This window comes from Achromobacter sp. 1014246743 (assembly GCF_059760725.1).
Genome location: NZ_JCBANA010000181.1, coordinates 1 through 255, shown reverse-complemented (window position 1 = coordinate 255; position 255 = coordinate 1). Strand labels below are relative to the sequence as shown.

At 60.4% G+C, this 255-nt stretch carries 1 protein-coding gene; it reads right to left on the bottom strand.

Annotated elements, in window-relative coordinates:
• The coding region (locus tag AC6LJ2_RS30150; RefSeq protein ID WP_498152773.1) for an ABC transporter permease subunit at nucleotides 1-255 on the bottom strand (255 nt) is incomplete at both ends.

The window sequence follows — 255 nt, the reverse complement described above, 5'->3', positions numbered from 1 at the left end:
GTGCCTGGCTGTACTTGGACATGGAGAAGCAGAAGACGAAGTAGATCAGCGAGATGAACAGGTACGCCTCTACCCCGAAGCCGCGCCATGCCGCGTCGGACAGCGCCGCCTTGGCGGCCAGCGTCAGATCGAAGATGCCGATGATGACCACCAGCGAGGTGTCCTTGAACAGCGCGATGAAGATGCTGACCAGCGGCGGGATGACGATCTTCAGGGCCTGCGGCAGGATGATCTTGCGCATCTGCTGCCAGTAGT